Source organism: Streptomyces sp. ID05-26A (assembly GCF_033794685.1).
Lineage (GTDB): Bacteria > Actinomycetota > Actinomycetes > Mycobacteriales > Pseudonocardiaceae > Lentzea.
Genome location: NZ_JARAYZ010000001.1, coordinates 2,300,101 through 2,323,508, shown reverse-complemented (window position 1 = coordinate 2,323,508; position 23,408 = coordinate 2,300,101). Strand labels below are relative to the sequence as shown.

The window sequence follows — 23,408 nt, the reverse complement described above, 5'->3', positions numbered from 1 at the left end:
CCCATCCCCTGTCAGTAGGACGGGCGGCCCGGAAGGATCCCGGACCGCCCGTGTACAGCGTTCGTTGTGTGAATCAGAGGTCGTACAAACGCGACCAGGTGTCGCGGCTGGTCAGCTGACCCATCGCGTCCCGGTAGGAGCGCTGCATCTCCGGAGCCCTGCGGTACAGCTCGCGGAAGACCCTGGCGCCCTGCTTGGACAGGCGCACCGCGAGTTCCTTGTCCCGCTTGCGGACCCGCACGCCCTCCTGCGACGCATCGGTCACGACCGCCGTGTTGAACAGCGAGACGTGCCACCACGCCGAATCACCGGCGGGAACAGCACCGGCCTCGTGCACGGTCTTGCCGAGCAGCTGGTTCATCAGGCGCTTGACGAACACCGGCGCGATCAGCTTCGGCGTCGGCGCGGAAGTGATCATCGGCAGGCTGCCCGGCTTGAAACCGGGGATCTCCGACGCCGGGTGCCGCACCGTCTCGGGGAACTCGGCGCGCAGCTTGCGGATGTCCGCCGCCGCCTGCACACCGCCGTCCTCGAGGAAGTCCGGGCCCTTCATGAAGTCCTCGATCGCCTTGAGCTGGGTGGCGGCGAGGCCGTACTGCATGCCGAGGATGTACGTGGCGAACTGCTTGGCCATGCCGCGCACGATCATCTTCGGGTCGAAGCGGCTGTGCAGCGCGGAGGTGATCAGGGCGTTGCGCAGGTTGAAGTACCTGTGCCAGTCGTCCCAGTCCTTCCAGTGGAAGTCCGCGTGCCAGACACCGGCACCGGGCAGCGACACGGTCGCGAAACCGTGTGCACGCGCGCGGTAGCCGTACTCGATGTCGTCCCACTGGAAGAACAGCGGCAGCGGGTAGCCGACCGCCTTCACGATCTCCGACGGGATGAGGCAGGACCACCAGCCGTTGTAACCGGCGTCGACGCGCTTGTCCTGGACGTTGCGCTTGCCGGTCTCCTCGTCGTACCCGGTGAGGTCGGCGTTGAACAGCGCGCCCTCCACGACCTGACCCGGTGCGAGGGTGTCGAGGTTCGCGTACTCGGCACCGACGTGCAGGAAGTTCGGGTGCAGCAGGTAGAGCATCTGACCGCCGACGATCGTCGGCTGCGTCGTGCGGTTCGCGAACGCGGTGAGCCTGATGACGATCTCGGGCTCGCACAGCACGTCGTCGTCCATGAACAGGACGTTGGCGTGCTCGGCGTGGTCGATCTCGGTGACCTCGTACAGGCCGCGCGTGAAGCCGCCGGCACCACCGAGGTTCGGCTGGCGGATGTAGCGCAGCTTGGGCCCGAGGGCGGCCGAGACCTCGGCGAACCGCTCACGCGACTCGACGGCGTCCGTGCCCTGGTCGACGACGTAGATCGTGTCGACGAGCTTCAGCGGCTCCGGGTCCGACGCGAGGGCGGCCATCGTGTTGAGGCAGTCGTCGACGCGGTTGAACGTGCAGATGACCACGGCGGTCGGTCGCACCGTCTTGGGCGGCGAGACCGTCCAGCGGACCTGCTCGACCGCGAGCGAGTCCTCCGCGGTGGTCACGTCGAACCAGAGACCGCCACCGTCGGTGAACTTGTCGATCTTCGCGGCGAGGCGCACCTTCTGCGCCTTCGCGCCGGCGACCTTCTCCGCGGCGACCGTGCGGGTCTCGCCCTCGGAGTCCGAGGCGACGAGAGCGACCTGGCCGGAGCCGGTCACCTCGAGCTCGAGCTCCACCTCGGGGCTCACGCACCAGCGCTGCCAGTACGACGCTGGGAAACGCCCGAAGTAGGTGTTCATCGAGACCGTGGCGTTCGGGTGCACCACCATGCGGTGGCGCTCCCTGTCCGCGATCCCCCGCTTCACTTCGGCGTAGAGGTCCTCCGAAACGATCTGCGAGGGACCTGCGAACAGGCCGCGCTGCGTCAACAGCTTCTCCGGAGCCTCGTGCTCCACGAGGTTGGACTTGCCCGGCATTGCGATTCAGTCCTCCAGCGACCCGTCCAGCGCCTGACCGGACGCCAGGTGCGGAGCGATCTTGTTGTCGAACACACTCAGCGCGGAACCGATCGCCATGTGCATGTCCAGGTACTTGTACGTGCCGAGGCGGCCACCGAAGAGCACGTTGCGCTCTGCGGCTTCCTTCTTCGCCAGCTCGCGGTAACGCTCGAGCTTGGCGCGGTCTTCAGCCGTGTTGATCGGGTAGTACGGCTCGTCGTCCTTCTCCGCTGCGCGGGAGAACTCCCGAACAATAACCGTCTTGTCGTTCGGGTACTCGCGCTCCGGGTGGAAGTGGCGGAACTCGTGGATGCGCGTGTACGGCACGTCCGCATCGTTGTAGTTCATGACCGGCGTGCCCTGGAAGTCGCCGATCGGCAGCACTTCCTGCTCGAAGTCGAGCGTACGCCAGCCGAGCCAGCCCTCGGAGTAGTCGAAGTAGCGGTCGACCGGGCCGGTGTAGACGACCGGCGTGCCGGCGGGGATCTCGTCCCGCACGTCGAAGTAGTCCGTGGACAGCTTGACGTCGATGTTCGGGTGGTCCGCCATCTTCTCGAGCCACGCCGTGTAGCCGTCGACCGGCAGGCCCTCGAAGGTGTCGTTGAAGTAGCGGTTGTCGAAGGTGTAGCGCACCGGCAGGCGGCTGATGACCGCGGCGGGCAGCTCCTTCGGGTCCGTCTGCCACTGCTTCGCGGTGTACGCCTTGATGAACGCCTCGTAGAGGGGGCGGCCGACCAGCGAGATCGCCTTCTCCTCGAGGTTCTTCGCGTCCTTGCTGTCGATCTCCGAAGCCTGCTCGGCGACCCACGCCTTCGCGTCCTCGGGCGACATGTACCGGCCGACGAACTGGGACAGGAGCCCGAGGCCCATCGGGAACTGGTACGCCTGACCGTCGTGCATGGCGAACACGCGGTGCTGGTAGCCCGTGAACTCGGTGAACTGGTTCACGTACTCCCACACGCGCTTGTTCGACGTGTGGAACAGGTGCGCGCCGTAGCGGTGCACCTCGATGCCTGTCTCGGGCTCTGCCTCCGAGTAGGCGTTGCCTCCGATGTGGTCACGCCGCTCCAGCACCAGCACCCGCTTGTTCAGCTGGGAGGCGGTGCGCTCGGCGACCGTGAGGCCGAAGAATCCGGAACCGACGACGATCAGGTCATATCCAGCGAAGCTCACGGCAAGAGGGTAGCCGTGACGCGAGTCGCTCCCGTAAGCCCCCGTCGACACGGGGCGGGGCATGGGCCGAACCCGGCATCCGTAGACTCGGCCTGACACGCGGCGGCCATGATCACCGGCTGCTCTGCGGCCCAAATCACCCGCACCGTGAGGTAGATCGACGATGAGTTGGTTCGAGGCCGTGCCCACGGCCCTCGCAGCGGTCGCCTGGTTGCTCGGTCCCGGTCTGGTGCTGACGTGGTCCGTCGGCCTGCGTGGGCTGTCCGCGCTGGGCATGGCGCCGACGTTCAGCCTCCTGGTGGTCTCCATCACCGCCGTGGCCGGGCAGAAGGCCGGCATCAGCTGGTCGATCTGGCTCGTGCTCGTCGTGACGGCCGTGCTGGCGGCGCTCGCGCTGCTGGCGTCGCTCCTGCTGCGCCGGGTGGCGCGGCCGAGGGCGAGCGACCCGGCCCGCACGCTGCTGGTGTCCGCCGCGGGCATCGTGCCCGCCGTCGTGATCGCGTGGTTCGTCGTGGTCAACGGCATGGGCGCGCCGGACCAGCTCTCCCAGACCTACGACGCGATCTTCCACTACAGCGCGGTCGGCTACATCCTCGACTCCGGTTCGGCCTCGTCGCTCACGATGGCCTCGCTGGGCAACCCCGGCACCCCGGCCACCTTCTACCCCGCCGGCTGGCACGGGGTGACGTCGCTGGTGGTGCTGACCACCGGCGCCGAGATCGCCACCGCCGCCAACCTGGTCGCGTGGGCGATCGCGGGCGTGGTGTGGCCGGTCGGCTGCCTCGTGCTCGTCCGCCAGATCGTCGGCCGCAACACCGCGGCCATGTTCATCACGCCGCTGCTGGCCGTCACGTTCACCGCGTTCCCGTGGGGCCTGCTCAGCTTCGGCGTGCTGTGGCCGAACCTGCTCGCCCTGTCGCTGGTGCCCGCCGGTCTGGCCGCGGTGCTCGCCGCCACGAGGCTCGCCACCGACGACGTCATCGGCATCCGCCGTTCGTTCGTGCTCGCCCCGCTGGTGCTCATCGCCACCGCCTTCGCCCACCCGAACGCCGTGTTCAGCCTCGCGGTGCTCGCGCTCTTCCCCCTCGGCACGGTCGTGCTGAGCTACGCGCTCAAGCAGCACCGCGAGGGGCGCACCCTGCGCGGTGTGCTCGTGCTCGGAGGATCGTTCGCCGCCCTCTTCGCGGTCTGGTACTTCCTCGCCACCACCCCCGCGCTCAAGGGGGTGCGCCAGCAGTACTGGCCGCCGTTCGAGACCCCCGCGATGGCCATCGGCGAGGTGCTGCTGAACGCCACGAACGGCCGTCCGGCGCTGTGGGCGCTGTCCGCGCTGACGCTCGTCGGGCTCGTCGTCGCCTGGCGCACGGCGAACCGGCGCTGGCTGGTCGGCGCGGTCGCCGCCACGGCGGCCCTGTTCACCAGCACCGCGGCGCTGAACCGGCCGGACACGCAGATGTTCACCGGCTACTGGTACAACGACTCGTACCGCCTCGCGGCGATGCTTCCGATCATCGGCGTCCCCCTCGCGGTGCTCGCCGTGCTGCTGATCGCGGGCAAGATCGGCGACCGCCTGCCCGCGAACGGCCGGTTCCCGTTGCTGCGCACGCCCACGGCGCTCACCCTGCTGGTCACGCTCGCGCTGGTGCTGTTGACCAAGGGCCTCTACTTCCAGACCAACGCCGACACCGTCGCCCAGAACTACCAGCGGGCCAGCAAGACGGACGGCACCCTGGTCGACCAGACCGAGCTGGCGTTCCTGCCCGAGCTGGGCACCTCGCTGCCCAAGAACGCCTACGTGGCGAACAACCCGTGGGACGGCAGCGCGATGATGCTGGCCGAGGTCCGCCGCAAGCCCGTGTTCGGACACGTCCTCATGGACTGGAACAAGGACCAGAAGTACCTGGCGGAACACCTGCGCGAAGCCGCCACCGACCAGGAGGTGTGCGCGGCCGCCGAGCGCATCGGCGTTCGGTACATGTTGGTGGCGAACAAGACGTTCATGCCCAAGGACGACCGCGTGAAGGCCTATCCCGGCATCGGTGAGCCGAAGGGCTCGGGCGCGTTCGAACTCGTCGCGTCCGAGGGCAGCGTCAAGCTCTACCGCCTCGACAAGTGCGGAACAGCGGCCAAACCGACCTCCTGAGTCCCGGTACGTTCCGGTCGACGCTGGTCACACTCGGTTGCGCTGAAGCACACACCGGGTCAGCCGGAGCAGGACTGACCAGGTGATCGGGGTGACCGGCCCGCAGGTATGCTGGCGCCGCCCACGGCTGGTCGAAGCCTCATCCCGGTACCCCCGCTTCTGGGGAGCTGTGCGGACACACGGGACGACGATCTTCACGGTGTACTCCGTGCACCAGAACGATCGTCGCGTCGCACGGGGTACACGAAGCCGTCCACCATGACCGGAATCTATGGACTGTGAGACTATGGACTGTGAACTGACCATTCTGATGCCGTGTCTCAACGAGGCCGAAACACTGGCCACGTGCATCCGGAAGGCACAGGGATACCTCGAGCGGTCTGGCGTCGTCGGCGAGGTGCTGATCGCGGACAACGGCAGCACCGACGGGTCGCAGAAGATCGCCACCGACCTCGGAGCCCGCGTGGTTCAGATCGAGGCCAAGGGTTACGGCAACGCTCTTCTCGGTGGCATCCGGGCGGCTCACGGCGAGTTCGTGATCATGGGCGACGCCGACGACAGCTACGACTTCTCCAGTCTCGACGAGTTCGTCGCCAAGTTGCGCGACGGAGCCGACCTGGTCATGGGCAACCGGTTCAAGGGCGGCGTCGAGCCGGGCGCGATGCCTCCGCTGCACAAGTACCTCGGCAACCCGGTGCTGTCCGCGATCGGCGTGCTGTTCTTCAAGGCACCCACCCGCGACTTCCACTGCGGTCTGCGCGGCTTCCGCCGGACGTCCATCCTGGGGATCGGCCTGCACACCTCCGGCATGGAGTTCGCCAGCGAGGTCGTGGTCAAGTCCTGCCTGGCCGGTCTCCGCATCGAAGAGGTCCCGACCACGCTGAAGAAGGACGGCCGCAGCCGTCCGCCGCACCTGCGGAGCTGGCGGGACGGCTGGCGCCACCTGCGCTTCCTGCTGATCTACAGCCCGCGCTGGCTGTTCCTCTACCCCGGTCTCGCCCTCACGGTGCTGGGTCTCGTGACCACGCTGGGGCTGCTCGTGGGCCCGATCAAGCTCGGCTCCGTCGGGCTCGACGTCGGCACCATGACCTACGCGGCCGGTCTGACCGCGGTCGGCTACCAGGCCGTGCTGTTCTCCGTGATGGTGAAGCTGTTCGGTGCCCGTGAAGACCTGCTGCCGATGAGCAAGCACTACCGGCAGCTCGTCGAGAAGTTCACGGTCGAGCGCGGGCTGATCCTCGGCCTGCTGATCTTCGTCGTCGGCTTCCTGGTGGCCGTGTGGCAGGTGGCCCTCTGGGGCGGCGACGGCTTCGGCACCATGGACGCGGCGCAGACCGTGCGCACGGCGATCCCGGCCGTGCTCGGCCTCCTGCTCGGCTTCCAGACGATCATGTTCAGCATGTTCGCCGGGGTGCTCAGCATCCCGACCACGGACGGCCTCTCGTCCGCCAAGGCGGCCAACGACCCCGAGCCCGCCAGGAGCGCGCAGTGACCGGAGCACCTCCGGCCCCTGCAGTCGCACTTCAGAAGAACGCACCGAGCGAGTCGACGACGGAGGAGCTTCCTCCGTCGTCCTCCCGGTTGCGCCGGGTGCTCCTCTCGCCCGTCACGGTCGCCCTCGTCACCTGGGTGCTCGCCGTGCCGGTCGCGGTGGTCATCCCCAGATTCGCCGACGTCGACCCGTTCAGCGAGAACGGGATCTTCCTCCCGCTCGGGGTGGGCTTCCTGCTGCTCCTGGCGGTCACCGCGATGGCGTGGCGGCGGCGCGCGGGTGAGCTGGTGTCCGCCTGCGCGGCCGGCCTCACGGCCGCCTGGGTGGTCCTCGTCTTCCGGACCGGGTACTACGGGTCCCCGTTCGGCAGCACCGGTCTGATCAACGGTGGTGACCGGACCCGGATGGCGGCGGGCGCCACGAAGTACACCTCCACGGTTTTTCCCACCGACGCGTTCGTGTCCGGGGTGCCGTCGGAGTACCCGCCGCTGTTCCCGTGGCTGGTCGGCCGGACGTCACTGCTCGTCGACGTGCCGGTCTGGCGTCTGCTCGTGGTGGCCGAGGTCGGTCTGCTGTCGTTCGCCGTGCTGGCCACGTTCCTGATGTGGCGGCGGCTGGTGCCGGCTCCCGCCGCGCTGGTGATCAGCGCGGCCAGCCTGTTCGTCAACGGCGACCCCCGCAAGGCGTTCGCGGTCATCACGCTGTTCGTCCTGGTGCCGTGGCTCATCTCCACGCTCTCCGAGCCCAAGCACGGGCGCCTGCACTGGCTGCCCGCCGGCATCATCGCCGGGCTGATGATGTTGCTCTACAACGGCTGGTACGCGTTCGGCGTGATGGGTTTCGTGGCCGTCGTCGTGTCGACCTGGCGACGGGTGACCGACCGGAAGGCCTACGTCCGCCACGTGCTGCTGGCCGCCGGGGTGGCACTGCTCGTCGCCACCCCCTACCTGGTGCCCTACGCGTCCGCGGTGTTCACCAGGACGGGCCAGGCGGTCGGCGACGAGTTCGTGTTCAGCGGCCAGACCCTGAACGCCTTCCCGTTCCTGAGGCCGACCCTGCTGGGCGTGCTCCAGTTCATCGGCCTCGCCGGGCTGGTCTGGTACCGCGGCCGCACCGACTGGGCGCGGCCGATGCTCTACCTGATGTTCGGCGCCTACCTCTTCTGGCTGCTGGCCGGTCTCCGGTTCGTGTTCGGCACGCACACCACGCTGTACTTCTACGCGCCGGTGCTCGTCGGCGCGGTCCTGGTGCCGGCCGGAGTGCTGACGCTGGCCACGGCAGGGCCCGCGCTGGCGAGGAAGTTCTCCTTCGTCCCGCCGTACCGCGCCGGTGCCGCGGTGGTCGCCGCGTCGATGGTGTGGTTCGTGTTCGTCTACTGGCAGGACTGGCGGCCGAGCACCGATGCCGGACCGGCGTTCACCTACAACACGGCGAGCACCTTCAACACGTACACGGCCTGGGCGCACACCTCGCCGCTGCCCGACTGCAGCTACCCGAGGTTCGCACCGCAGGAAGGGCGTTTCCCCTGCCTTCCGGCCGACCGCATCAAGGCGGAGGTGGAGAAGGTGCGGGGTGTCGGCGCGATGCCCACCACGTTGTCCATGGACGAGCGGCTGTTCGCCTATCTGCCGTGGCCGGGTTACACGGGCGTGGACCGCACCGCGGCCGGCTCGCTGACCAGGTGGGACGACCGGCAGGCGGAGCTGCAGCGGCTGTCGGGGATCACCGATTCCGCCGAGTTCGCCAAGGCCACCGCCGGCACCGCGTTCGGCCCGATCGACGTGTTCGTGATGCACCGCTCCAGTGACAGCAACTGGGACGCCGTCCGGGCGACTTTCCACCCCGAACAGTTCGACTCGGGGGAATGGACGGTTGTGCGGAACCTGCCCAGCGACACCGTAGTGGCGATCAGGAACCCGTAGTGCACGCAGACAACAGCCCCCGTCCGCTCCCCGGCCTCAGAGCCCGGGGAGCGGACGGGGGCTGTTGTGCCTTCACGGGGCCGAGACCGTCGGATCCGCGTGTGCAAGGTGCAGCGATCCCTCGACGAGTTGGGTAGGTTCGGCGGGGTGATCGTCGCTGACAACGGCCCGCAGGACGACACGCGTGCCGGTCGCGCACCGTCGGGCAGGACGATCCACCCCGTGCCGTTCACTGGCCCTGATCTTGTCCGGCATCCATATGATCACCGTCAGTTTCGTGTTCAGCCTCATCCGTATCGGCCACGACTGAAACCCGCAAAGGTCCTCCATGGAAACCTCGAAATCGACCGACGGCTCGGATTACACCGAACGGCTCGCCCGTTTGCAGCAGCCGCTGTGGAAGCGCGTGCTGGACGTCCAGGCGCCCTACCGATGGAACGTGCGCCGCTTGTTCGGTGACCGTGAGGTGCTCGACATCGGCTGCGGCATCGGCCGCAACCTCGACCACCTCGCGCCGAACGGCGTGGGTGTCGACCACAACGAGCACTCGGTGCAGATCTGCCGCGATCGCGGCCTCAAGGCGTTCACGATCGAGGACTTCAAGAAGAGCGAGTACGCACAACCCGGCAGGTTCGGCGGGATGCTCGCGGCACACCTCGTCGAGCACATGCCGCGGCCGGACGCCGTGAAGATCCTGGAGAGCTACCTCGAGTACCTCGCGCCGGGTGCGATCGTCGTCCTGATCTGCCCGCAGGAGCGCGGTTACGCGACGGACGCCACGCACGTCGCCTTCACGGACCTCGACGGTCTCGAGGACGTCGCCACCCAGTTGGGCCTTTCGGTGAACAAGCGTCTGTCGTTCCCGTTCCCGCAGGCGGCGGGCAAAATCTTCACGTACAACGAATTCGTTCTGGTGGCTCAGAAAGCGTAGCGCTTCCGTCTCATCACCACCCGTGACGCCGGTGACCCGGCCGTGCTGAAAATGTGCTCTGAATTCCTGTTGACTGACCAACGCCCACCGATAGGATGAAAAGGCTTCTGAGCCTGGGGGGTCACAGGGGGTTTTCGAGTCGCTTCGCCGTCTGGCGGAAGCGGGGCGCACAGGCCTGCGCTGGGATCACCCGGGTTCATCTGGGATTCATGGAATTTTCCATGTGCTTGGTCGAAGGCATTCCTTCGCCGGCAAACGATGGGGGTCGTAGTGAGACGTAGCACGACAACGGCAGTCGTGGCCGCATTGGCCACGACGCTGTTCGCTGCCGGCGCGCAGGCACAGGCCGCGCCGGACACTTCGAAGGACAAGCGGGGGGTCGAGGCCGCGAGCGCCGGCGGGAGCAAGCTCGCCGCAGCCGCCAAGGCGCTGGCCGACGGCCAGTCGGGACTCGTCCCGCTCACGCCGGAGCGCGTGCTCGACACGCGTGACGGCACCGGCCCCGGCGAAAGGGCGCCGATCGGTCAGGGCAAGACGATCACCCTGGACCTGTCGACGAAGACGCCGGCAGACGCGGCGGCCGCCGTGCTGAACCTCACGGGCACCCAGGTCTCGAGCTCCACGTACCTGACCATCTGGCCCATCGAGGATCCGCAGCCGCTGGCCTCGAACATCAACCTCGGCCCCGGTGCGACGCGATCGAACGCCGCCGTCGTGAAGCTCGGCCCGTCGCGCCAAGTCAACGTCTACAACAACGCCGGATCCGCGCACGCGATCCTCGACCTGTCGGGTTACTACAGGTTCAACGCGGGCAGCAGGTACACCTCGAGGACGCCCGAGCGCGTTCTCGACACCCGCAACGGCGCCCCGCTCGGGCAGGGCGGTTCCCTCGACATCGACTTCTCCGGCAGGGTCCCGTCCGACGCGACGGCCGTCACCTTCAACCTGACGGGCATCAACGCGTCGGCCGGCACGTTCGTCTCCGCCTACCCGTCCGGGACCGCGCGGCCGAACGTGTCGAACCTGAACCTGAACCCGAACGAGATCACGCCGAACCTCGTGACCGTGCCGCTCGGCACCAACAAGAGGGTCACGCTGTTCAACAACGCCGGCAGCGTCAACCTGGCCGCTGACCTGGCCGGGTACTTCTCGCCGAGCACCGGCTCCTACTTCTACCCGATCGCGCCGTCGCGAGAGCTGGACACCCGCACGGGCACGCTCGGACCGCTGGACCCGAGCTGGATCCTGGTCCTGCAGGGGTTCATCGGCGAAGTCAAGGGCATCACGGGCAACCTCACCGGCACCGAGCCGACGCAGCCCGGCTTCGTGAGCGTGTGGCCGGGTGGCCAGGAGCAGCCGTTCACGTCCAACCTGAACCTCGTTCCCGGGCAGACGGCAGCCAACATGATCTCCGTTGGCGTCGACTACGAGCCCGGTTTCGACGGGAAGTCCCTGCTGTTCGCAAACCAGAACGGCTCGGTCCACGTGATCTTCGACGTCGCCGGGTTCTACGCCGACATCCCGTGACAGATCAGCTCGACTGAGTGACCACCGGAGCCGGGTTGGTCGGGGCAGTAGCCCTGAGCAGCCCGGCTCCTGCTATCACGACCACCACCATCGGGCCGATCAGCTGCGCGATCACCGCGCCGTCGATCGGGTCGAACGGCAGCGCCAGCAGGGCGATCAGCACCGCGGTGCCGACGATCCACGCCACGAACACCGTGCGCTGCTTGCCCAGCGCGACCAACGCGGGCTGGAAGACCAGGCTGACCAGCAGCAACATCGTCGACAGCGCCAGCAACGCCATCACCGCGGCGGGCGGGCTGACCTCGGCGCCGAAGAACGTGACCACGGCCCAGGGCCCGATCAGCCCGGCACCGGCGATCGCCGGCACGCCGATGACCATGAGCGCCATCAACGCCTTCCGCATGGTCCGCCGGAGAGCCGCGTGGTCACCGCGCACGGTGGCCGCCGTGAGACCGGGCATCATCATCGACTGCACGGGCCCGTACAGCAGCAGCGGCACCCGGCTCAGCACGAAGGCGAAGTTGAACGCGCTCGCCACCTCCGGCTGGTCGACCATCTTCGCGCTGACGAGCAACGGGGCCAGGTTGGACACGAGCTGCGTGAGCAGCGTCGCCGTCGCCAGCAACGCGAGGCTCAGGGCGATCCGCCCGAACCGCTGTGCGTCGTGGACGGCCTCGACCGAATCCACCGTTCCCACCGGCTCGAAGGTGCGCATCCTCGTCCGCAGGCGCGAGATCGCCGGCAGCGCCGCCACCAGAGCACCTGCGGCGAACAGCAGTCCGAAGAGGTTCTGGTTCGCGCTGCCGATCACCGCGAGCACGAGACACGGCACCAGCCTCGCGGCGCCCTCGACGATCAGTGTCACCGAGTACGTGCCGAACTCGCCATAACCCGCCAGAGCGCCGCGAACGAAGTAGATCGCGGCACCGGCGAAGATCCCGAGCACGAGCCAGGCCATGAACGACGTGTGCCCGCCGAAGTTCCGGCTCACCAGCAAGGGCGAGAGCGCCAGCACCACCACGACGGCCGCACCGCTGAGCAGGAGGCTCAGGGTCGCCACGCGGCGCAACCCCGTCGCCGGGTTCACCCCGCCGGCGAGTCCGCTGCTGACCAGGCGGCTGGTCTCCTGCTCGACCGAGTAGAAGAGACCCGGCCCGACGATGGTGATGATCATGTACAGGCCGGTGACAGCCACTGCCTCCGTGCTCGACAGGGTGTTGCCGACCACAGCGAGGAAGCCGAAACCGGACAGGCCGACGACCAGCACGCCGACCGTCATCGCCGCGGCCGAACGAGCTTGCCCGCCAGGGGTTTCCAACGCCATGCGGGAGACCATATGCCGAGGGAGCCGGTCGGGACGCTGCGGGTAAGGTCGGCGAATGCTACCTGCCGACCTGCCGACGGTGAGCGCGATCGTTCTGGCGTGGAAGTCCGAACCGTGGCTGCGTCGCTGCGTCACCGCGCTGCTCGGTTCGGAGAAGGTCGCCGTCGAGGTCGTCCTCGTCGACAACGGCTGCACGGACGACGACGTGGAAGTGCTGTCGGAGCTCGACGGCGTCACGGTCGTCCGCCCTGGTGAGAACCTGGGCTACTCCGGTGGCAACAACGCCGGCGTGAAGGTGTCGACCGGCGAGTACGTGGCCCTCATCAACGGCGACGCGATCGTGGAGCCGGGCACCCTGGCGCGCCTGGTCCAGGAGCTCCAGGACCGGCCCGACGTGGGCATCGCCGCCGCCAGCGTGCGGCTCGCGGAAGACCCGACGCTGCTGAACTCGCGCGGCAACATGGTCCACGTCCTCGGCATCAGCTGGGTCGGCGGCCTCGGTGAGCCGGAGACCCGGACGGCGCCGACGGACACGGCGGGCGCGATGGGCGCGGGCCTGGTCACCACGCGCGCGCACTGGGACCGTCTCGGCGGCTTCTTCGAGCACTACTTCGCCTACCACGAGGACGCCGATCTCTCGATCCGCACGTGGCGCCTGGGCCTGCGCGTGGTGAACGTCCCGGACGCCGTCGTCGTGCACCGGTACGAGTTCGCGCGCAACAACAACAAGTACTACCTGGTCGAGCGCAACCGGCTGATGTTCGTGCTCACGCTGTGGAGCGGGCGCGCACTGGCGTTGCTGGCGCCCGCGCTCCTCGCGCTGGAACTGGCCATGGTCGCACTCGCGGTGAAGGAAGGCTGGCTCAAGGACAAGGCCCGGGGCTGGGCCTGGCTCTGGAACCACCGCAAGGACCTCCGCGCCCGCCGCAGTCTCGCGCGCAAGGCGCAGACCGTGCCGGACAGCGAGTGGATGAAGGTGCTGACCAGCGAGCTGAACACCCCGCTGATCAACGTCCCCAAGGTGGTCCTGACGCCGCTGAACGCGGTGACCACGGCCTACTGGAAGCTGATCCGGCGCTTCGTCTGACCGGTTCGGTCCCGAAGGTCACCAGCGGCGGTTGGCCACCTGAACGCCCAGCCACGCCAGGTGGCGGGCGTTCACACTGGCACCGCTCACGCCGATCCGCTGCGCGACCAGCTGCTTGCTGCGCCGCAGCAGCCCGGTCTGGGGGCCGAGCAGACCACCCCGGCTGTACTGGCCGGGGTGCACCCGGTAGCCGAGCAGCTCCTCCGGCAGCACGTCGCCGTCCGCCTTCGCCAGGATGCGCAGCCACAGCTCGTAGTCCTCGAGCCGGACGCAACGCGGGTCGAAGCCGCCGACGTCCAGCGCGAGCGACTTGCGGGTCATGATCGTGGACGTCGTCAGGCAGTTGAACAGCAACATCGTCCGGACGACCTTGTCGCGGCCGGTCACCGAGTGGAACTCGCCTACGCGGTGGCCGTCCGGGTCGATCTTCGACATCCACGCGCCCAGCAGGCCGAGGCCGGGATCGGCGTCCATGACCACCGCCTGCCGCTCCAGCCGCTCCGGTGCGCAGACGTCGTCGGCGTCGAGGAACGCCACCAGCTCGTGCTTGGCGGCGTCCAGCCCGATGTTGCGGCCGACCGCGGGGCCGCTGCGGGGCGCGGGGGTCACCAGGATCTGCACCCGGCCGCTCGGCAGCACCTCGGCCGCGGCGCGGTTCTCGGGGCAGTCGCCGTCCAGGACGAGGACCACCTCCCAGTCCTGAAGGGTCTGAGCGGCGACCGCGAGCAGTGTCCCCTCGAGGAACTCGGCCTTCGGCGCGCACGGGATGACCACTGAGACCGGCGAGACCACCACTGCCTCCAAGCAGGCGTGAAGATGGGACACCGTAGAGTAGGGGACCTGGAACTCCCTTCCGAAAAGGTACCCAAAGCCGTGACGCAGCCTCCGACCCCTGTGGACGGTCGCGCGCCCTCGTGGCTGCGCAGACTGGTCGACCGGGCGGGCTACCAGTCGCTCGTCACCGTCGATCAGCTCCTCTTCTCGGCCATCGCGTTCGTCGTGCAGGCGGCGGCGATCCCGGTGTCGACCGACGCCGAGTACGGCATCTTCACGCTGGTCGTGATGGTGCAGACCGGTCAGTGGTACATCGGCAGGGCGATCGCGTCCGAGCCGATGCTGGTCTCGCGCACCGCGGCCGCCACGGATCCGAAGGCGCTGCGCCCGCCTGCCGCCACGGCGCTCACGCTCGGCCTGGTGATCGGCGTGTGCTCGTTGCTCGTCGCGCTGTTCCTCGACGGGACCGCGCGCGACCTGCTGCTGATCCAGGCGGTGGCCTCGCCGTTCCTCGGCGTGCTCGACCACGCCAGGTACGTCGGCTACGGCAAGCAGCGGCCGTTGGTCTCGCTGGTCCTCGACGGCGGCTGGCTGCTGGCCTTCGCGGCGACCGCGGCGACGTTCGCGCTGGCCGACCACCTCAGCCCGACCCGCACCTACGCGATGTGGGCGATCACCGGCATCCTCGCGACGCTCGTCGCCGTCGCCCTGACCGGTGGCCCGTTCTCGCTGGGATCCGTCGTCGGGTGGATCAGGGAACAGCGCAAGCTCATCCCCGGCTTCCTCATCGACGCCCTGTACCTCGCGGCCGGCATCTACGCGACGTTCGGCATGGCCATCTGGGCGACCGGACTCGACGGGTACGGCCTGCTGCGCAAGGCGATGACGCCGATCACCGCGATGACCGTGCTGTTCGTCGGCATCGGCAACGCGCTGCTCGCCCACCTCGCCGGCCGCAGCGCCAAGGACGTCGTGCGGGCCCCGGCGATCGTGTCGCTGCTGGCCGCCGGTGTGTGCGTGGCAGGCATGCTGGTCGTGGTGGTGCTGCCGGCGGACCTCATGAGCGGGCTGCTCAAGGCCGACTGGTCGACGCTCGAACCGGTCGTGCTGGTACTGCTGGTCTACGCACTGCTGCTGGCGTCGGGACAGACGGCGATGGTGGCGGCCAAGGCGAGCGGCCGGGCGTGGGTGGGTCCGCGGGTGCGCACCATCCAGCTGGCGTGCGAGCTGGCGCTGATCGCGTTGCTGGGCACGCAGTTCGGCGTCATCGGTGCCGCGACCGGCATGGCACTGGCATGGGCGATCGGCGCGGCCATCGCGTGGATCGGGCTCACCCGGCACGCACGAGCGGACAACGCGGCTTCGGCCACCACAGACTGACTTTTGGAGAGCCATGCACCTGGTGGACCTGCCGTCCTGCTACCCCCCGCATCCCGGCGGTCTCGAGGCCTACGCGTACGAGTTGCACAAGCGACTGCTGGACGCCGATCCCGATCTCCGCATCACCGTGCTGACCTCGGACACCGCCTCGAAGCCCGGCGTGGAGCACCTGTCCGACCGCTGGACGGTCGTGCGCTGGCCGTCGTGGATGCCGGTGTCGCCGTACCCGGTGCCCAAGCCCGGATTCCACGCGTTGCTGCGCAAGTACGTCACGCCGGACACGGTGATGATGACGCACACGCGGTTCTTCTACCACGCGGCGCTGGCCAGCATCTGGGCCAAGCGCAAGGGCATCCGCCGGGTGCACGTCGAGCACGGGTCGACGCCGGTGCAGAGCGGCAACTTCCTCGTGAGGCTCGTCGCCAACACCGTCGACGCGACGATCGCCCAGCCTGTGCTGCGCACGGCAGCGGGTGTGGTGGCGGTGTCGAAGCCCGCGCACGAGTTCGTCCGCAAGCTCTCCGGCCGTAAGGCGATCGTCGTGCACCGCGGCATGGACCTCCCCGAGGGCATGCGCTCGGCGCCGTCGGGCAAGCCGAACACGGTGTGCTTCGTCGGCCGGCTGATCAGCGGCAAGGGCGTGCAGGACCTGCTCGACGCGCTCGCCGAGGTGAAGGCGGGAGGGGTGCCCGTGCACGCGCGGATCTGCGGTGACGGTCCCGTGCGCGGGATGCTGGAGTCGAAGGCGCGGTCACTCGGACTGGCCGGTGAGGTCGAGTTCCTCGGCTCGGTGGACCACCCGACCGCCCTGAAGGAGATGGCCGCGGCGACGGTCGTGGTGAACCCCAGCTGGACCGAGGGCCTGCCGACGACGGTGCTGGAGGCCGCCGCGCTGGGCGCGTGCGTCATCGCCACGGACGTCGGTGGCACGGCGGAGATCGTGACCGACGGCGAGACCGGCTGGCTCGTCCCGCCGCAGCAGCCGAAGGCGCTCGCGAAGGCACTGCGCGAGGCCCTGACGGACGAGGCGCACCGCAACGCGATGGCCGAGCTGCTGAGCAAGAACACCGCGGAGAAGTTCTCGTGGGACAACGCGGTCGAGGTCGTCACCGCGCTGATGCACGGCACTCCGGTGCCCGGCCAGCACTGACCCATGACGTGAAAAAGCCCTGCTCCACAGTCTGGAGCAGGGCCTTTTCCTTGCTTGGGCTCAGTGCCCGGAGTCCTTCGTGCTGCGCAGCCGCTTGCCCTGTTCCTCGACGTCCAGCCGCAGGATGGCGAGGTCCTCCGCGAGCTTGCGGGTCTCGTCCTCCAGCCGCGAGAGCTCCCACGACAGGTGCAGCGCGACACCGATGAGGAACACGATCGCGGTGAAGAAGAGCAGGTTGGACGGAACCTCGATGCCGGCCGCGGTGCTGATCGTCCCGAGCAGGCCGGGGAAGATGGTGAGGATCAGCAGCAGGACACCGACGACGAGCCACAGCACGGCGTACTTCTCGCTGAGCTGACGGCGGCGGAGCAGTTCCATGATCCCGAGCAGGATCAGGATGCTGCCGATGATCGCGACGACGTAGGCGCTCACGCGGCACCCCTCTCAGCGGTCGCCGTGGGCGTGGGCACGCGCGGCGTGGAAGCCCGGACCGACACGTCCCACCGGCGGATGAGGGCCAGCAGCAGGGCGAACCCGGCGCGGCCGAGGTAGACCGTCGACTTCCACGGGCTGTGGCTCGGAGTACCCGCCCGGCGCGGACGCATGTGGGCGGGCACCTGGGTGATGGTGCAGCCCGCGCGCACCGCGATGACCAGCGACTCGATGGTGTCGCCCAGGTACTCGACGGGGTAGTTCTCGGCGAACAGCGGCAGCGCGCGCTTGCCGGTCGCCTTGAAGCCGGAGGTCGTGTCGGTGAGGCGGGTCTTCGAGACCCAGGACAGGACCTTGCTCAGCACGACCATCGCCCACTTGCGGGGGCCGCGGACCTGGTAGTCGCCCTTCTCCGCGAAGCGCGCACCGATCACGATGTCGGCCTCGTCCAGCTTCGCCAGCAGGTCGGGGACTTCGGCCGGGTTGTGCTGGCCGTCCGCGTCGACCTGCACCGCGGCGTCGTAACCGTGCCGCACCGCGTAGCGGAAACCCGCTCGCATGGCACCGCCGACACCGAGGTTGAACGGCAGCTCGAGAACGAGCGCACCCGCCGCCTTGGCCGCTTCGGCCGTGAGGTCGGAGGATCCGTCGTCGACCACGAGCACGTCCGCGTTCGGCACCGAATCGAGAATCTCGCGCACGGTCTCACCGACGGCGGCTTCTTCGTTCCAGGCAGGCACCACAATCAGGGCCCTGCCGAGGAATTCGCTCGACACGACGCGGAGCCTAACTGCTCTCGTCCGGGTGAACCCGCTCGGGGTGCGGGCCGCGCGCCTGGCTCACGCGGAGCGGAAGTACTCGACCGTGCGCTGCACGCCGGTGCGAATGTCCGTTTCCGGCACCCAGCCGAGCTCGGCCTTGGCCAGCGACGGGTCCAGGGCCGACGCCCTCAGGTCGCCGAGCCGTCCGGGGGCGTGCTCCGGAGCGTCCTGAGCGCCCGCGGCCTCCGCGACCAACGTGTGCAGCTCACGGTCGGACACCTGCACGCCGGTGCCGATGTTGTACCGCCTGCCACCGCCGTTGTCGCCGCTGGCCAGCACGAACGCGTTCACGACGTCCTCCACGAACACGTAGTCCCTGGTGTTGCCGCCGTCGCCGAACACCTTCGTCGGGTGTCCACCGAGCAGCGCGTTCGCGAAGATCGCGACGACGCCCGCCTCACCGTGCGGGTCCTGCCGCGGCCCGTAGACGTTGGCGAGTGCCAGGTGCGTGCAGTCGACGCCGTAGAGCTGCCGGAACGTGTTGAGGTAGATCTCTCCCGAGAGCTTGCTCGCCGCGTACGGCGACTTCGGGTTGGTCGGGACCTCCTCCGACACCGGCAGGACGTCCGGGGTGCCGTAGATGGACCCGCCGGAGGAGGCGAAGAGGATCTTGCGCGTACCGGCCTTGCGCGCCGCCTCGGCGAGGTTGATCGTGCCGAGGACGTTCTGCTGCGCGTCGTCGAGCGGCCGCTCCACGCTCACCCGCACGTCGATCTGGGCGGCGAGGTGGAACACCGCCTCGGGCTCGACCTCCGCGAGCAGGTCACCGAGCTCGGGTGAGGTCACGTCGAGCCGGGTGAACGAGTACCGGTCCGCGTGGGCCGGGTCCGTGGGCGCCGTGCGCTTGCCGCGGCGCAGGTCGTCGATCACGTGGACCTCGTGACCGTCCCGGAGCAGGCGGTCGACCAGGGTGGAGCCGATGAAACCGGCGCCGCCGGTCACGAGTGCGCGCATGCCGCCCAGGATAGAGGCGCCCCTCAGAACCAGCGTTCGAGGACCATCGCCACGCCGTCCTCGGCGTTCGGACCGGTGACCTCGTCGGCGGCGGCCTTGGCGGCTTCGTGGCCGTTCGCCATGGCCACGCCGTGCCCGGCCCAGGTCAGCATCTCCACGTCGTTCGGCATGTCCCCGAACGCGATGACCTGCTCGCGCTTCACCCCGAGCCGTTCCGCCACGTCGGCCAGACCGGACGCCTTCGTGACGCCGTGCACCGCGATCTCGACCAGGCCGTTGTTCGTGGAGTAGGTGAGGTCGATCTCGCCGTGCAGCACCTCGTTGATGGCAGTCGCCATCTCCGCGCTGGTCATGGCGCTGTTGCGGGCGAGCAGCTTGGTCGCGGGGAAGCCGAGCGTCTCGGCGCGGGTGAGACCGCTGTGCGGGCCCTCCGGCCACGGGTGGGTGTAGCTGACCTCGGCGACGAACGTCCTGTCGTCCTTCGGCGTGCCCACGAGCTCGACCGCGTACGTGCAGTCGTCCAGCACGCTGTCGATGGCGGCCACGATGTCGTGCAACTGCACCGGGCTGAGTGTGCGCGCCCAGACGATCTCGTCACGGCCGATGTCGTAGAGCACCGCACCGTTGGCGCAGACGGCGAGCCCGTCCAGACCGGCTTCCTCGGCGATCCTCGGGACCCAGCGCGGCGGCCGTCCGGTGGCCAGCACGAACGGGACACCCGCGGCGAGCACCCGCGCGACGACCTCCGCGGTCCGTGCGCTCACGCGCTCCTGAGGGTTGAGCAGGGTTCCATCGACGTCGGAGGCGACCAGGCGCGGCTGTTCCACCCCGCCATCTTGCCTCCTCGACTGGCGAGTCCAAGTTCGTCGGAGGCTGAACAGCTGGTTACCGTACGTCCGTGCGCGCAGGAATCGTGATTCTCCCGGAACATCGCTGGTGGATCGCCGAACCCAAGTGGCGCGCGGCCGAGGAGTACGGGTTCCACCACGCGTGGACCTACGACCACCTCGGCTGGCGCACGCTGGTCGACGGTCCCTGGTTCGGTGCGGTCCCGACCCTGACAGCGGCCGCGATGGTCACCTCGCGCATCAGGCTCGGGACGTTCGTCGCAAGCCCGAACTTCCGCCACCCGGTGCCGTTCGCGCGGGAGCTGCTGACCCTCGACGACGTGTCCGACGGGCGCTTCACGCTCGGGGTAGGCGCAGGTGGGGCCGGGTACGACACGGTCGCCCTCGGCGCGGAGCCGCTGCTACCGCGCGACCGCACAGCCCGCTTCGGCGAGTTCGTCGAGCTGCTCGACCAGCTGCTGGTCAAGGACCGCACGTCGTGGCACGGCAAGTTCTTCTCGGCGGAGGAAGCCCGGAGTGCCCCCGGCTGCGTGCAGCGGCCGCGAGTGCCGTTCGTGGTCGCCGCGAACGGTCCGAAGGCGATGACCGTGGCGGCGAGGTTCGGCCAGGGCTGGGTCACCACCGGACCGCCGACCGAGGACCACGAGACGTGGTGGCGCGGCGTCGCGGAGCTGTCCGAGCAGTTCACTGAGACGTTGGCCACGCACGACCGCGGTCCACGGGTGAACCGCTACCTGAACCTCGACTCGGCCCCGGTGTACTCGCTGTCCAGCGTGGAGTGCTTCGTCGACGCCGTGGGCAGAGCTGCTGAGCTGGGCTTCACCGACGTGGTGTCGCACTGGCCCCGGCACGACGGCATCTACGCCGGCAGCGAGCAGGTCGTGGAGAACATCGCCGCGGACGTGCTGCCCGCGCTCGATCGGCACCTGTAACGGCAGAGCGCTGAACTAGATTTCGTCACCGTGCGCTCTGTTGTGGTGATCGGTGGCGGAATCGTGGGGCTCGCGGTGGCGGCCGAGCTGGCATCGCGCGGTGATCGCGTCACGGTGCTCGAGAAGGAGAACCGCTGGGGTGCCCACCAGACGGGCCACAACTCGAACGTCGTGCACGCGGGGTTGTACTACAAGCCTGGTTCGCTCAAGGCCCGGATGTCCGTGGCCGGCAACGCGTCGATGATCGCGTTCGCGCGCGAGCACGGCGTTCCGGTCGAGGTCTGCGGCAAGCTCGTCGTCGCGACCTCCGCCGACGAACTGCCCCGGCTGCACGCGTTGGCCTCGCGTGCCGAGGCCAACGGGGTGCCGGCGAAGCTGATCTCCGCCGAGGAGGCTCTCGAGTACGAGCCCGAGGTGGCCTGCGTGGCCGCGTTGCGGGTGGAGAGCACCGGGATCATCGACTACTCCGCGGTCTGCGCCGCGTTGGTGCGGCAACTGGACGGGCACGACCTGCGGCTGGCGTCGCCCGCGCTGGCGATCCGGACGGCGGGTGCCAAGGTCGAGGTCGCGACGCCGCAGGGTGTCGTGCGCGGCGATGTGCTGGTGAACTGCGCCGGCCTGCAGAGCGATCGGATCGCGCGGCTGGCCGGGCTGTCGCCCGCCGCCACGATCGTGCCGTTCCGCGGGGAGTACTACGAGCTCCGGCGGACGTCGCTGGTGCGCGGGCTGATCTACCCGGTGCCGGACCCGACCCTGCCGTTCCTCGGTGTGCACCTCACCCGCATGCTCGACGGGTCGGTGCACTGCGGGCCCAACGCGGTGCTGGCGTTGCGGCGCGAGGGGTATCGGTGGAGCGACATCTCACCGGGCGACGTCCTCGACATCGCCCGGTTCCCCGGCACCTGGAAGCTGGCCCGCCGGTTCGCCCGGACCGGCATCGACGAGGTGCTGCGATCGCTGTCGCGGCGCCGGTTCGCCGAGTCGCTGGCCCGGCTGGTCCCCGCCGTGACCGAGCACGACCTGGTGCGGGCGGAGAGCGGTGTGCGCGCTCAGGCCATGCTCCCCGACGGGTCGCTCGTCGACGACTTCCTCATCGAGTCCGCACCCCGTCAGGTGCACGTCCTGAACGCGCCCTCACCGGCGGCGACGAGCGCGCTGGAGATCGCGCGCCACATCGCCTCGCTCACCTGAGACCGCTTGGGGGACCGCTCACTTGAGCAGTGCGAGCCCGCCCATGAACGGCCGCAGCGCCACCGGGACGTTGACGGAGCCGTCGGCGTTCTGGTGGTTCTCCAGGATCGCGACGATCCACCGCGTGGTCGCCAGCGTGCCGTTGAGCGTGGCGGCGATCTGCGACTTGCCGTTCTCGTCGCGGTAGCGCACGTTCAGGCGGCGGGCCTGGAACGTCGTGCAGTTCGACGTCGACGTCAGCTCGCGGTACTTCTGCTGCGTCGGCACCCACGCCTCGCAGTCGAACTTGCGGTGCGCCGACGTGCCGAGGTCACCCGTCGCCGTGTCGATGACGCGGTAGGGCACCTCGATCTTGGCGAGCATCTCCTCTTCCCAGCCGAGCAGCCTGGCGTGCTCCGCCTCGGCGTCCTCGGGCTTGACGTAGGAGAACATCTCGACCTTGTTGAACTGGTGCACGCGGATGATGCCGCGGGTGTCCTTGCCGTACGAACCGGCCTCGCGGCGGTAGCACGACGACCAGCCCGCGTACCGGCGCTCGCCGTCGAGGATCTCGTCGGCGTGGTAGCCGGCGAGCGGCACCTCCGACGTGCCCACGAGGTACAGGTCGTCGGCCGGCAGGTGGTAGATCTCGCTCGAGTGCGCACCGAGGAACCCGGTGCCCGCCATGATCTCCGGCCGCACCAGCGTGGGCGTGATCATGAGCTCGAAGCCGTTGGCCGTGGCCTGCGCCGCCGCCATGTTCAGCAGCGCGAGCTCCAGCTGCGCGCCGACACCCTTGAGGAAGTAGAACCTGCTGCCACCGACCTTGGCGCCGCGCTCCATGTCGATCGCGCCGAGCCTCGTGCCCAGGTCGAGGTGGTCGACGGGCTCGAAGTCGAACACGCGCGGCTCGCCGACCGTCTTGACGACGACGAAGTCGTCCTCGCCGCCGACCGGCGCGTCCGGGTGCACCAGGTTCGGGATCCTGGTGAGGAGCTCGTCGACCTCGGCGGCGGTGGCGTTCTGCTCGGCCTCGGCGGCCTTGACCTCCGCGGCCAGGTCCTTCGCCTTGACCAGCAGCGCGGTGCGGTCGTCGCCCTTGGCCCTGCCGACCTCCTTGCCGAGCACCCTCTGCTCGGCGCGCAGGGTGTCCGCGCGGGAGATGGCGGAACGCCTGCGCTCGTCGGCGGACAGCAGGCTGTCGACGACGCCCTCGTCCTCGCCACGGGCACGCTGCGACGCGCGCACGATCTCCGGGTTCTCGCGCAACACCTTGAGGTCAATCACCCTGCGAAGGGTAGTCCCTGGTGGTTTCCCGCTTCACCCGGATATCCGGTTCGCGCTGTTCAACGAACGGCGAAGCGGTGGCGTTGAAGCGGCAG

General features: G+C 69.0%; 19 protein-coding genes. 10 read left to right on the top strand and 9 right to left on the bottom strand.

Going from position 1 to position 23,408, the window contains the following annotated elements:
* Nucleotides 1-73: 73 nt before the first annotated feature.
* Complete coding sequence (locus PV646_RS11530) at nt 74-1,945, bottom strand: glycosyltransferase (protein ID WP_500341409.1); 1,872 nt, start codon at nt 1,943-1,945, stop codon at nt 74-76.
* Between the two features lie 6 nt (nt 1,946-1,951).
* Nucleotides 1,952-3,139 carry a UDP-galactopyranose mutase gene (gene glf / locus PV646_RS11525; protein ID WP_500341408.1) on the bottom strand — a complete coding sequence of 396 codons (1,188 nt, stop codon included), beginning with the start codon at nt 3,137-3,139 and terminating at the stop codon, nt 1,952-1,954.
* A gap of 163 nt (nt 3,140-3,302) precedes the next feature.
* Here glf and PV646_RS11520 point away from each other — a divergent pair, with 163 nt between their 5' ends.
* The 5 genes from PV646_RS11520 (at nt 3,303) to PV646_RS11500 (ending at nt 11,154) form a co-directional block, all read left to right on the top strand.
* Nucleotides 3,303-5,282: a DUF6541 family protein gene (locus PV646_RS11520; protein ID WP_500341407.1), complete on the top strand. Its 1,980-nt coding sequence runs from the start codon at nt 3,303-3,305 to the stop codon at nt 5,280-5,282.
* Nucleotides 5,283-5,568: 286 nt separating this feature from the next.
* A complete protein-coding gene (locus PV646_RS11515) occupies nt 5,569-6,774 on the top strand; it encodes a glycosyltransferase family 2 protein (protein ID WP_500341406.1) in 1,206 nt (401 codons plus the stop codon).
* A complete protein-coding gene (locus PV646_RS11510; protein ID WP_500341405.1) occupies nt 6,771-8,696 on the top strand; it encodes an arabinofuranosyltransferase in 1,926 nt (641 codons plus the stop codon). Before PV646_RS11515 ends, PV646_RS11510 begins: the two co-directional genes overlap by 4 nt.
* A 328-nt stretch (nt 8,697-9,024) precedes the next feature.
* Entirely contained in the window at nt 9,025-9,627 is a 603-nt protein-coding gene (locus PV646_RS11505; protein WP_189156517.1) for a class I SAM-dependent methyltransferase, read from the top strand.
* 297 nt (nt 9,628-9,924) lie between these two features.
* Nucleotides 9,925-11,154, top strand: coding sequence for a hypothetical protein (locus tag PV646_RS11500; protein ID WP_500341404.1), 1,230 nt, complete (start codon nt 9,925-9,927; stop codon nt 11,152-11,154).
* A 4-nt stretch (nt 11,155-11,158) separates the two neighbouring features.
* Here the strand turns inward: PV646_RS11500 and PV646_RS11495 are convergent, their stop codons facing one another.
* The gene (locus PV646_RS11495; RefSeq protein ID WP_500341403.1) at nt 11,159-12,478 is read right to left on the bottom strand and encodes a lipopolysaccharide biosynthesis protein; all 1,320 of its coding nucleotides are present in this window, start codon (nt 12,476-12,478) and stop codon (nt 11,159-11,161) included.
* 55 nt (nt 12,479-12,533) lie between these two features.
* On the opposite strand from PV646_RS11495, the gene PV646_RS11490 reads away from it, so the two are divergent.
* Nucleotides 12,534-13,565: a glycosyltransferase family 2 protein gene (locus tag PV646_RS11490; protein WP_500341402.1), complete on the top strand. Its 1,032-nt coding sequence runs from the start codon at nt 12,534-12,536 to the stop codon at nt 13,563-13,565.
* Between the two features lie 18 nt (nt 13,566-13,583).
* On the opposite strand, the gene PV646_RS11485 is transcribed toward PV646_RS11490, so the two are convergent.
* Entirely contained in the window at nt 13,584-14,357 is a 774-nt protein-coding gene (locus tag PV646_RS11485; protein ID WP_500341401.1) for a glycosyltransferase, read from the bottom strand.
* A gap of 81 nt (nt 14,358-14,438) precedes the next feature.
* Here PV646_RS11485 and PV646_RS11480 point away from each other — a divergent pair, with 81 nt between their 5' ends.
* Both PV646_RS11480 and PV646_RS11475 read left to right on the top strand, forming a co-directional pair.
* Nucleotides 14,439-15,719: an MATE family efflux transporter gene (locus PV646_RS11480; RefSeq protein ID WP_500341400.1), complete on the top strand. Its 1,281-nt coding sequence runs from the start codon at nt 14,439-14,441 to the stop codon at nt 15,717-15,719.
* Nucleotides 15,720-15,732: 13 nt separating this feature from the next.
* Nucleotides 15,733-16,869, top strand: a complete 1,137-nt coding sequence (locus PV646_RS11475) for a glycosyltransferase family 4 protein (protein ID WP_500341399.1) — start codon at nt 15,733-15,735, stop codon at nt 16,867-16,869.
* Between the two features lie 60 nt (nt 16,870-16,929).
* Here the strand turns inward: PV646_RS11475 and PV646_RS11470 are convergent, their stop codons facing one another.
* The 4 genes from PV646_RS11470 to PV646_RS11455 all read right to left on the bottom strand — a co-directional run bounded on the left by PV646_RS11470 (nt 16,930) and on the right by PV646_RS11455 (nt 19,903).
* Nucleotides 16,930-17,301 carry a DUF2304 domain-containing protein gene (locus PV646_RS11470; protein WP_500341398.1) on the bottom strand — a complete coding sequence of 124 codons (372 nt, stop codon included), beginning with the start codon at nt 17,299-17,301 and terminating at the stop codon, nt 16,930-16,932.
* Nucleotides 17,298-18,077 carry a glycosyltransferase family 2 protein gene (locus PV646_RS11465; RefSeq protein ID WP_500341397.1) on the bottom strand — a complete coding sequence of 260 codons (780 nt, stop codon included), beginning with the start codon at nt 18,075-18,077 and terminating at the stop codon, nt 17,298-17,300. The genes PV646_RS11470 and PV646_RS11465 overlap by 4 nt, the downstream gene beginning before the upstream one ends.
* 63 nt (nt 18,078-18,140) lie before the next feature.
* Nucleotides 18,141-19,076 (bottom strand): NAD-dependent epimerase/dehydratase family protein, encoded by a 936-nt coding sequence (locus tag PV646_RS11460; protein ID WP_500341396.1) that lies wholly within the window; start codon nt 19,074-19,076, stop codon nt 18,141-18,143.
* A 23-nt stretch (nt 19,077-19,099) separates the two neighbouring features.
* Nucleotides 19,100-19,903: an HAD family hydrolase gene (locus tag PV646_RS11455; RefSeq protein WP_500341395.1), complete on the bottom strand. Its 804-nt coding sequence runs from the start codon at nt 19,901-19,903 to the stop codon at nt 19,100-19,102.
* 71 nt (nt 19,904-19,974) lie between these two features.
* Here PV646_RS11455 and PV646_RS11450 point away from each other — a divergent pair, with 71 nt between their 5' ends.
* Both PV646_RS11450 and lhgD read left to right on the top strand, forming a co-directional pair.
* The gene (locus tag PV646_RS11450) at nt 19,975-20,856 is read left to right on the top strand and encodes an LLM class flavin-dependent oxidoreductase (protein WP_500341394.1); all 882 of its coding nucleotides are present in this window, start codon (nt 19,975-19,977) and stop codon (nt 20,854-20,856) included.
* A gap of 30 nt (nt 20,857-20,886) precedes the next feature.
* Nucleotides 20,887-22,047, top strand: coding sequence for an L-2-hydroxyglutarate dehydrogenase (gene lhgD, locus PV646_RS11445; RefSeq protein ID WP_500341393.1), 1,161 nt, complete (start codon nt 20,887-20,889; stop codon nt 22,045-22,047).
* 18 nt (nt 22,048-22,065) lie between these two features.
* On the opposite strand, the gene serS is transcribed toward lhgD, so the two are convergent.
* Nucleotides 22,066-23,313, bottom strand: a complete 1,248-nt coding sequence (gene serS, locus PV646_RS11440; protein ID WP_500341392.1) for a serine--tRNA ligase — start codon at nt 23,311-23,313, stop codon at nt 22,066-22,068.
* Between the last annotated feature and the right edge of the window lie 95 nt (nt 23,314-23,408).

Coding starts and splice junctions, on each gene's coding strand:
- PV646_RS11460 (WP_500341396.1), bottom strand. CDS start 19,076: ATGCGCGCACTCGTGACCGGCGGCGCCGGTTTCATCGGCTCCACCCTG.
- PV646_RS11505 (WP_189156517.1), top strand. CDS start 9,025: ATGGAAACCTCGAAATCGACCGACGGCTCGGATTACACCGAACGGCTC.
- PV646_RS11530 (WP_500341409.1), bottom strand. CDS start 1,945: ATGCCGGGCAAGTCCAACCTCGTGGAGCACGAGGCTCCGGAGAAGCTG.
- PV646_RS11490 (WP_500341402.1), top strand. CDS start 12,534: ATGCTACCTGCCGACCTGCCGACGGTGAGCGCGATCGTTCTGGCGTGG.
- PV646_RS11520 (WP_500341407.1), top strand. CDS start 3,303: ATGAGTTGGTTCGAGGCCGTGCCCACGGCCCTCGCAGCGGTCGCCTGG.
- PV646_RS11495 (WP_500341403.1), bottom strand. CDS start 12,478: ATGGCGTTGGAAACCCCTGGCGGGCAAGCTCGTTCGGCCGCGGCGATG.
- PV646_RS11475 (WP_500341399.1), top strand. CDS start 15,733: ATGCACCTGGTGGACCTGCCGTCCTGCTACCCCCCGCATCCCGGCGGT.
- PV646_RS11515 (WP_500341406.1), top strand. CDS start 5,569: ATGGACTGTGAACTGACCATTCTGATGCCGTGTCTCAACGAGGCCGAA.